The organism is Bacillus paramycoides (assembly GCF_001884235.1).
In the GTDB taxonomy this organism is placed as follows: domain Bacteria; phylum Bacillota; class Bacilli; order Bacillales; family Bacillaceae_G; genus Bacillus_A; species Bacillus_A paramycoides.
This window is the reverse complement of the sequence record NZ_MAOI01000115.1, coordinates 1-9205: the sequence shown is the minus strand read 5'-3', so window position 1 is coordinate 9205 and position 9205 is coordinate 1. Positions and strand designations below refer to the sequence as shown.

Genomic DNA, 9205 nt, shown 5'->3' with positions numbered 1-9205 from the left:
AGTATGGGGAGAAAGCCAGAGCCAGGACCAGCCTGGCGTTTTCGGAAGAAGTCAAAATTGGCAGGGGGTTCATGGTGATAGTACAAATCAAGCTGGTGTCATTGGTACCAGCAAAAGTTTTATAGGGGTATGGGGAGAAAGCCAGAGCCAGAACCAGCCTGGTGTTTTTGGGAAGGGAGTGATAGCTGGGGCCTTTGAAGGGGATGTTAGGATAACCGGAAAGTTAACTATAAATAGTGTTGATGTTCTCAATTTCCTCAACCAAATACAACCAGTACTTGAACCCCCTATGATTACGGCAACCTATACACCTAGTAAGGTTCTTAATCTTGAAGGATCGGGTTTTTTGCCAAATAGTACGATAGAAAAAATGACGTTTACTGACAAAGATAATAATTCATTTCCCTACCCATCAAGTTCTTTGTTTCGAGTGGATGGAAATGGACATTGGTTACAACCTGGTATAGAGATTCCGGCAGCATGCCCAGTTACATTAACCGTATACGCATATAACCCTTACAACATAAGATTGCCTTTAAAGCTTATTATCCCTTGTTCCGAATGAAAGTTAAGGTATTATACCAGGTAGTAAGTCAGAAGGAATAAATCTTACTACTTAGTGTAATAATTCAGAGTTCTACTCAGATCCTGTGTATCAAGTTGTATAACATACTTAAATGAAATAATTAGAAATGAGAATTAACAATGCCCTTAACCCATATAACATAGTTTATAATCTAAAGTATTTCACCTCCGATAACGATAATTATGTAAATAAAACCCAAACGCAAAATCCTATCCAGATGCTTCAGAATCCCGTTTAAAGTATATAAAACTAAAACAACACCTATTTATCGTAAAAACAAAGATATACGCTTAAAAAGCAAAATGAACAGGTTTAAAAGAGGGTTTTTCTTTGCTTTTGGGGTTGAGGCTGGTTCGTCGTGTGGGGACGAACCCCCACGTATTACGTATCTATCAATATGGTAAGTGAAATTATTAGGCGAAGGCACTAGCGGTTCGGCTCGTATAATAGCAAATTCAAGCCTATAATCTAGATAGTTGCTTTTGGATGTGTCGGCTTGGTGCCACCAAAACTCGAGCCGAAAAAAGTTTTGCAAGGATGTAGCAAAGCGAAAAGGGTGGAGATTTTATGTAGCAAAGCGAAAGAAAATACGACCCGTTCCTTGCGGAACTTTTAGCTCTATATATAAGAGTGAGAAGAGAAAAGTGAAGAAAGTCAGTAATATCAAGGGTTTATAAGACATGAGGTGTTACTTTTTCGTAACACCTGTGTTACTTTTTCGTAACACCTAAAAAAAGGAAAATCATAATAAAAAAAAGATGTCAATGAGAATTTGACATCTAAAATAAGTAGATTGGTAATTTATATTTTTTCTTAGACTCATCAATTTTAAAGTTCCTTAATGAATTTCTAAAAATATGTTGAGTTGCTTTATCTATTCCATCTTTTGGACTACAACACATAATATTGGGATTTACAAACCATGTACGACTTGTGCATGCACGACCATCTTCTGTGGTTATTCCTGCTTCTGCAACTCCTAAAACCCCTTTTTTAAATAAACCATTCATCGTTACAGAAACATTTTTTCTTGCCATTTTAAAACGTTCAGCCAAATATGTAGGTGATGCTGGAGTAGTTGTGTCTACATTATCCTTATCAATTTTTTGAATAATAACGTTAGTTTTAAATTCCACATATGGAGCAAGTTTAAATAAAAATGCTTCTTCCTTGCTACTCAAATACTCAAGTTCAGTAAGATAATTAATGTTATCCATAATTAGCTGCACGAATCTCACCCGATCTGTAGGTTTTTTCTTTTTCCCTATGAAATACTCATCTCCACCAGTTGTTTTACTTAATAACTGCAAGAGCATTGTCTTCTCTTCTTCTGAGTAACCACCCACTTGCAACTGGTCATAAATACTATTAATCTTACTATCTCTTATTTTCGCTTTTTTTTCAGCTTGCCCAAAATTTACAACTTTTGTCATAAAATAATTCTCTCCCTTAGTGGAAGGAATCAACTTTTATATGTTAGAATGTATATAGAATATATATTGGTTGATTCCAACCTTATTATGAAAAACCGCCTTGCCGTCCAAAGCTTGGGCGGTTTTTCTAGTTTGTATGTCTTTCCTCTATAATAACATGAAACACCTTGTTAAAGCTTTCCATCTCTTGCAAAACACAACATCCAATCCTCTTTTTCCTCTTCAAACTCATGTAATTCAATGATGTCCTCTAAATTACCTATCATTCGACCATATTCAAGACCACTATCAACTGCAATTGATCGACATAAATAATACTTAAAAATCACATCTCCACATTTTCGGCATTGAATTGTATTTCTTTTTAATTTTTTCGCCACTATCACTCCTATAACCTATTAAATAAAAAGGGGGGATTTTTCAAAAATATAACTTAAAGTTAAAATCTTTATTTAACATATACATAAAATAAAGTGAGAAAAGAATAATGTCACTCCGAAAGCTTCTTTCGTCATTTAGAGAAGCTTTTCTTTTTTGTAAAACAAAATCAACCACCTAACCCTTTTCATAAAAAATTTCATGGACAACTGATCTAGACTGTTCAATTTTTACTGATAAGACCCCATAAAAAAAAGGACTCTGTTTTTTTAAAAAAAAACAGAGTCCTTTTTTGGACTAGCAACCGGAAGTAGAAGTAGAAGAACAAGGAGAAGGAGTCGTAGGAAGAACTACTGGATTTCCAGTAACTCTAACTTGTTGAATTTGTAACACTTTCAGAGTAAGATCCAATACAATTTTTTCAGTTAATGTAGTAAACAGACCCTCAGGAGTTGCTGGAGTTGGTGAAAAATCAAGTTCAAAGAAATCTGCAGCTACTAATTCACCAAATGGTTGTTCATTGTATTTAACATGATTTTGAAAGAAAACTTTATCCAAACGTGCATTTAAACCTGTATCATCAACAAAATTAGATTCGAATTTTGTAGAATTAGAAAAAATTGGAGGGCTTAAAAAATCTCCACACTTAAGTTCTGCAAAACCAAAAAACTTAACTTCAGCAATTAAATCCTGAAGTGCTCCACTACATGCATTTGTAGCAAATTCAATATTTTTTCGAATATGTCCTGCTACAAATAATTTAGCTTTTTCAACAGTTACAAAGTCAGAATTCGGAATAGCCTTAAATGCCACAGGTACAAGTTTAACTTGATCTAAAAATACATGCTTTTTCACTCTCTTAATTTCAGTTGCTCCTGGTGAAGGAAGCGCAATATTTGACTCTACAACAATTTGAAGTGTTGTCTCTGCTAATACAACTGGAGTCTTAATAATTGGCGAACTTGAAGGAGTATTCACTGGCGTAATTTTAGTAGCCTGTAATGGTATTTGTTCTACTGATGGGACTTCACAAGGGAGTGGTGTTTGTTGTAGTTGTTGTGAACATGGTTGTTGGTTCAAAAAAACAACCTCATTTCAATATATATTTAGAGGTTTTTAAACACTCTATGTTACTAGAATATGTAGTATTAATTTTAATGTACGGGCAAATATAATAATCATTTGCTCATTTTTAGAAAGTAAAAAGATTTTTTTGAGCTGTAAATAAGTTTGGTTAACTTTTAAAGATTTTTCCATTATAACTAACTCAAATTTGTTAAACTTGTAATAAACAAAACTTTATATAAACTATATATAAATAAATTCTTATAGACGTTTTTTTTGTTTTTATATACTATCCATTAAAGACCCTATAAAGAAAAGAACTCTGTTTTTAAAAAACAAAGTTCTTTTTCTGGACTATCAAGGAGAAGTAGAAGAACAAGGAGAAGGAGTCGTAGGAAGGACTACTGGCGTTCCAGAAACACTGACTTGTTGAATTTGTAACACTTTCAGAGTAAGGTCCAATACAATTTTTTCAGTTAATGTATCAAACGTACCCTCAGGGGTTGCTGCAGTTGGTGAAAAATCAAGTTCAAAGAAGTCTGCAGCTACTAATTCACCAAATGGTTGTTCATTGTATTTAACATGATTTTGAAAGAAAGCTTTATCCAAACGTGCATTTAAACCGTTTGTATCACTAATAAAATTAGCTTCAGAACTTTTAGAATTAGCGAAAATTGGGGGGCTTAAAAAGTCCGTACACTTAAGTTCTGCAAAACCAGAAAACTGAACATCAGCAATTCTATCCTGAAGTGCTCCATTACATGCATCTGGAACATTTGTAGCATATTCAATATTTTTACGAATATGTCCTGCTACAAATAATTTAGCTTTTGTGACAGTAAAAAAGTCAGTCCCTTCAATAGGCTCAAATGCCACAGGTACAAGTTTAACTTGATCTAAAAATACATGCTTTTTCACTCTCTTAATTTCAGTTGCTGCCGGTTTAAGTATAATATTTGACTCTACAACAATTTGAAGTGTTGACTCCGCTAATACAACCGGAACCTTAAGTATTGTCGTTCTAGAAAAAGTTGCAGAAATTGGCGTAATTGGAGAAGCATTTAATGGTAATTGTTCTGTTGATTTGACTGAACAAGGTCCTGGTGTTTGTTGTTCGCTCAAAGAAAACAACCTCATTTCGTTACATATTTAGAGGTTTTTACACACTCTATTTAACTAGAATATGTAGTATTAATTTTAATGCATAGGCTTATACTATATTTATTTATTAATATATTTTAAAATGATGGTTTTTTTGAATATATAGGTTCAGTTAACTTTTAAAAATTTTACCATCATGACTGACTCGAACTTGTTGAACTTGTAGTAAATTAATGATTAAATCTAATACAATTTTTTGACATATTTGATTTAAATGAGTTACTGACTTTTTTTGTATGGAATCCCCATTTCCATTATTAAATGCAGTATACTCAATATTCTGATGTATATACCCTTCTATAAATAAATTTCCTTTTAATACTGTACATATCCCATTACCTAACGATTGTGAAAATTGACTAGGGATAAATTTACAATTAGTTAATACTACCTCTTTAGAGATTTCTTTAACCCTTATAACCTTTTCTTCAAACACGATATTTTCTTCTAAACATATTTCAATTTTGTATTCCCCTATTACAACTGGAACTCTAATATGTATACAATCATAAGAAGTATAAGAATTATTATTTATTTCTCCTGTTTTCATAAATGGTGAGTCATGTAAAGGAACTACAACTGATTTATAATACTCATCCTTATTATTCATACCATAGTTATAAGTATCAGTAAGAAATATAATTTCATGAATTTCAGAACTAACCAAACGACAATCAAGCTGTTCTGGATAATAAGTTATAGTATTAAATAGTTTTGTATCAAATTGAGGGGATTGTTTATTATTGAGATCAATAAATTCAAATGTATTTTGAACTGAATTACTACAGATAGGAGAATGAAAAAAATCATCAATTTTTACATGAGTGGAGAATGAGCTTTTTTTAGTCATAAAACATACTTTTCCTTGTTCATAATTATCACACTCACTAGTACAGTCAACAGAATCGATTTCATCCACTTCTTCTTGGTCTCCCAGTTTATTTATAAAATCAAATTCAGGAAGATCCGGAATCTTTAAAATAGAATCTGTTTGAAATGTATTATTTGTTTCATCAACAGAATCAATTTCATCCATTTTTTCTTGATCTCCCAGTTCATTCATAAAATCAAATTCAGGAAAATCCAGAATCTCAAAAATAAAATCTATTAAAAATGTATTATTTGTTTCATCAACAGAATCGATTTCATCCACTTCCTCTTGATCTCCCAGTTCATTCATAAAATCAAATTCAGGAAGATCCGAAATTTCAAAGATAAAATCTGTTTGAAATGTATTATTCGTTTCATCAACAGAATCAATTTCATTCACTCCTTCTTGATCGCCTAGTTCATCCATAAAATCAGATCCAGGAAGATCCCGAATCTCTAAAATAACATCTGTTTGAAATGTATTATTTGTTTCATCAACAGAATCAATTTCATCTACTTCTTCTTGATCTCCCAGTTCATCCATAAAATCAGATTCAGGAAGATCCGGAATTTCTAAAATAACATCTATTTGAAATGTATTATTTGTTTCATCAACAAAATCGATTTCATCCACTTCTCCTTGATCTCCCAGTTCATTCATAAAATCAGATTCAGGAAGATCCGGAATCTCTAAAATAACATCTGTTTGAAATGTATTATTCATTTCATCAACAGAGTCGATTTCATCCAACTTTTCTTGATCTCGAAATTCATTCTTTAAAGTTGAAGATTTAAAAACAATCATTTGTTTAGAGGATATTTCCGACATTTTACTATGGTTAATCCATAAATCAACAGAATCAATTTCATCCATTTCTTCTTGATCTCTCAGTTCATTCATAAAATCAGATTCAGGAAGATCCGGAATCTCTAGAATAGAATCTGTTTGAAATGTATTGTTCGTCTCATCAACAGAGTCAATTTCATCCACTTTTTCTTGATCTCCCAGTTCATTCTTTAAAGTTGAAGATTTAAAAACAATCATTTGTTTAGAGGAGATCTCCCACATTTTACCATGGTTAATCCATAAATTTTTCATTATTTCACTCCTAAACAAGGTTTATATAGCCATTACTCCATGTACAAATCTTCATCCACTGATACTGAAATTTTATATTCTATTTGTAAATACCAACTTTCTAAATTATTCTGGCTTTAATATATGAAAAGATGTAAGAAATTCAATACCTTTTAAAGATTTTAGAATTTGTTCTTGTAGCATCTTACATACCTATTTTCTTTTTTATTAGTAATTAACTTTATAATTTACAATATGATACTGGATAATTTATATAAGAAAACATTTTAAAATAGTCTAAACACGTTAAAGTATAAATTATTATATATCAATAATATGATGTTTTTTTGTTAACTCTCTATAAATATTTTATACACGATTCCCTATGCTTCGCTATTTTAAATCCCTTTCCTTTGCTTTTTGGCTAGAGTGCTGGCTCGTCGTGTGGGGGCGAAACCCCACATATTAAACGTATCAACATATTGAATCAGAACAATTTTTGAGCGATTAATCTAAGCGGTTCGGCTCGTATACTTGCTAGTTCAAGTCGAGAACCATTGCTTTGCTTTTTGTCTGTCGGCTTGGCGAAAAAAGCACACGAGCCGAAAAAAGTTTTGCAAGGACAAAATCAAAAAAAAAGGCGATAGCCTTTAGGTGAGGATTAACGAACCGATTTTTTGATTTTGAGGGTGGAGATTTTTGAGTGATTTTCTCAAAAATACGACCCGTTCCTTACGGAACTTTTAGCCCTATATATAAGAGTGAGAAGAGAAAAGTGAAAAAAGTCAGTAATATCAAGGGTTTAAGAGGGGTGGGGTGTTCGAAAATTCGAACACAGGTGTTCGAAAAAAGATACACCTAAAAAATGGAAAAAACGGATAAAAAAAAGATGTCAATAACAAATGACATCTAAAATAAATAAATCGGTAAATTATGTTTTTTCTTATCTCCATCTACTTTAAAATTTCTAAGAGACTTCTTAAAAATCTTCATAGTAGCCTTATCTACTCCATCTTTAGGAGAACAACATAAAATATTAGGATTCACAAACCATGTACGAGAACTACAAATACGTCCATCTTCAGTTGCCATTCCTGATTCTGCAACTGCTAAAATTCCCTTTTCTAATAACCCATTCATTAAAACAGAAAGATTACTTCTACCTTTTCCTAACTTTCTTGCTAAATAGCTTGGCGTAGCTGCATCTGCATCTACTTCCTCAGAATCTTCATTTGAACATTCAATTAAAATATTAGTTTTAAACTCTATATACGGTGTTAAATCAATTAAAAAAGCTTTTTCAGCATTTGTCAGATACCCCGTTTTACATAAATAATTAATATTATCAGTAATTATCTGCACAAATCTCACCCGATCCGTAGGTTTTTTCTTTTTACCAATGAAGTATTCTTCTCCACCAGACATTTTACTTAATACTTGTAACATCATGACTCTTTCTTCTTCAGAAAGTCCACCACTACCTTCAAGTTTTTCATAAATGCTATTAATCTTACTATCTCTTTCTTTTGCCTTTTTTTCAGCTTGTCCAAAATCAATAATTTTCTTTGTCATATCTAAGTTAATTCCTCCTTAATTGAGGGAATCAACAAAAATACCTATTTTTTGCTATTTGATTATAAATCAAATTATGATAATCTATAATCAGATAATTGAAGTATAGGTATTTTCGTAGAATACCCTATGAAAAGAGTCATGTTCCCGCATGGCTCTTTTTTTCATTCTATCACGTTTTCAATAACCTTGAAGATAAAAACAAAGTTTCCCTATTTTTTTACCGTTCCCTATCAAAATCTCGATGCCTGCTTATTTCTCTCTTATGCTCACGTTCAAATTGATTATCCATTCCCTTACTATCCAATTCATTTTTAATAATCCCTCTAAACACCTTAAATTGCTCTTTTAAAACTTTTTTCATCTGTTGATACAAAACTCTTATATTCATCTTCAAATCCTTTATTTGAGCTTTTAATGAGCCTATTTCAGTATTTAATTTTCTATTTTCCTCTCTCAACCCTAGATTTATCTTTTGAGATTCTCTTAAAGAATCATATAAACTATCAACTTGACGATTCAATTCCTTATTTTCTTTTACCAAATCCATATTCTTCAAACGCTCATAATCTTTTTTTACAATGACTGCTACAGTTATCAATTCTTCTACTTTTTCGAGTTGCTTTGGAGAAAAAACATAATTGCCTGTTTCTTTCTCAATGATTTCAGGTTTACCAATTAATTTTAGCTTTACCTCCGTCTTGATCTCTTTCTTTTTGGGCTTTAGCGTAATCTTGTTATCCGGCAATCGCTTGCTTATCTCGGTAATTTGATTCTCTATGTTAGAAACTGCCTCGGCATATTCCTTGTATTGACGAACTTTCATATACTTATGTGAACCCACATTGGCACGTTCAAAATTTGGAATTTGTTCTTTAGACAAAGATTCGATATAAGCTGTTTCTAATTGTCTCCAATTCGTAATTAGCTCCGTCCCTTTTCCTTGTATGCCTTGTTGTTGCAAAGCTCTATCCATTCCGACACGCCTCGTTAATCCTCGACTACTTTCGAAATTCGGTACATAGTTAATATGTAAATGCGGATTTGCTTCATCATCATGTA

At 32.0% G+C, this 9205-nt stretch carries 8 protein-coding genes; 1 reads left to right on the top strand and 7 read right to left on the bottom strand.

What is annotated here, in order from left to right; genetic code table 11:
- Window positions 1-565 (top strand): hypothetical protein (locus BAU28_RS30575; protein ID WP_165615191.1); only part of this gene is annotated, 565 nt, incomplete at its 5' end.
- An 800-nt stretch (window positions 566-1365) separates the two neighbouring features.
- Here the strand turns inward: BAU28_RS30575 and BAU28_RS24660 are convergent.
- From BAU28_RS24660 to BAU28_RS24625, 7 genes are all read right to left on the bottom strand, one after another.
- A complete protein-coding gene (locus BAU28_RS24660) occupies window positions 1366-2019 on the bottom strand; it encodes a MarR family transcriptional regulator (RefSeq protein WP_071720430.1) in 654 nt (217 codons plus the stop codon).
- A gap of 170 nt (window positions 2020-2189) precedes the next feature.
- A complete protein-coding gene (locus BAU28_RS24655; RefSeq protein WP_071720428.1) occupies window positions 2190-2399 on the bottom strand; it encodes a DUF7695 domain-containing protein in 210 nt (69 codons plus the stop codon).
- A gap of 295 nt (window positions 2400-2694) precedes the next feature.
- Window positions 2695-3477 (bottom strand): CsxC family protein, encoded by a 783-nt coding sequence (locus BAU28_RS24650; protein WP_071720427.1) that lies wholly within the window; start codon window positions 3475-3477, stop codon window positions 2695-2697.
- A gap of 342 nt (window positions 3478-3819) precedes the next feature.
- Complete coding sequence (locus BAU28_RS24645; RefSeq protein WP_244158191.1) at window positions 3820-4584, bottom strand: CsxC family protein; 765 nt, start codon at window positions 4582-4584, stop codon at window positions 3820-3822.
- 151 nt (window positions 4585-4735) lie between these two features.
- Entirely contained in the window at window positions 4736-6592 is a 1857-nt protein-coding gene (locus BAU28_RS24640; RefSeq protein WP_071720423.1) for a BC_2427 family protein, read from the bottom strand.
- An 888-nt stretch (window positions 6593-7480) separates the two neighbouring features.
- Entirely contained in the window at window positions 7481-8143 is a 663-nt protein-coding gene (locus BAU28_RS24630; RefSeq protein ID WP_071720421.1) for a MarR family transcriptional regulator, read from the bottom strand.
- Between the two features lie 220 nt (window positions 8144-8363).
- Window positions 8364-9205, bottom strand: an 842-nt coding sequence (locus BAU28_RS24625; RefSeq protein WP_071720420.1) for a hypothetical protein, incomplete at its 5' end; no start/stop codon positions are given.

Bases quoted from the DNA above. Each gene is read 5' to 3' on its own strand.
- BAU28_RS24640 (WP_071720423.1), bottom strand. From the start codon at position 6,592: ATGAAAAATTTATGGATTAACCATGGTAAAATGTGGGAGATCTCCTCT.
- BAU28_RS24660 (WP_071720430.1), bottom strand. From the start codon at position 2,019: ATGACAAAAGTTGTAAATTTTGGGCAAGCTGAAAAAAAAGCGAAAATA.
- BAU28_RS24630 (WP_071720421.1), bottom strand. From the start codon at position 8,143: ATGACAAAGAAAATTATTGATTTTGGACAAGCTGAAAAAAAGGCAAAA.